This is a genomic window from Pseudomonas sp. 05N434 (assembly GCF_056396965.1).
Genome location: NZ_JBFTMK010001027.1, coordinates 1 through 645, shown reverse-complemented (window position 1 = coordinate 645; position 645 = coordinate 1). Strand labels below are relative to the sequence as shown.

Sequence of the window (645 nt, the reverse complement as noted above, 5' to 3'; positions counted from 1 at the left end):
TGCAAGGGCTGGGCTGCCATTTGTATCAGGGGTATTTGCACAGCCGGCCGTTGCTGGTGGAGGAGTTTCAGWAACTGCTCAAATAGACCCGTAGCAGCTCCGCATTCGACTGTAGCAGCTGTCGAGCCTGCGAGGCTGCGTTCGGCTGCGAAGCAGTCGTAATCCAGTCAATACCATTTACCTGAAAGAACGCGGTGGCAGGTTTTGCGACTGCTACGCAGCCGATCGCAGCCTCGCGGGCTCGGCAGCTGCTACAAATAGGTGTAAATCTTAYTCAGGACGGGATAACGGACAAAAAAAGGGCGCCAGTGGATGGCGCCCTTCTCATTTGCTCTGACCGATTAGTGTTGCAGAGCCGGTTTTTCCGCCCCATTGATCGGGATGCGTTTGGCTTTCGCTTCTTCCGGAATAACCCGCAACAGCTCAATATTCAACAAACCGTTGCGCAGTTCGGCGGCCTTGATTTCGATGTGGTCCGCCAGACGGAACGACAGTTTGAAGGCGCGCTGTGCGATGCCTTGGTACAGGTAAGTGACGTTTTCGTCCGCGTCACGTTTGCCGCCACTGATGGTCAGTACACCTTTTTCTACTTGCAGGTCCAGGTCGTCTTCCTGGAAACCGGCGGCCGCCACAACGATGCGGTAT

Annotated in this window: 1 protein-coding gene; it reads right to left on the bottom strand. The window is 55.4% G+C overall.

The genetic code is table 11. From position 1 onward, the window contains the following. Positions 1-341: 341 nt before the first annotated feature. On the bottom strand, positions 342-645 hold a 304-nt coding region (locus tag AC1DLB_RS31500; protein ID WP_477786468.1), incomplete at its 5' end, for an Hsp20 family protein.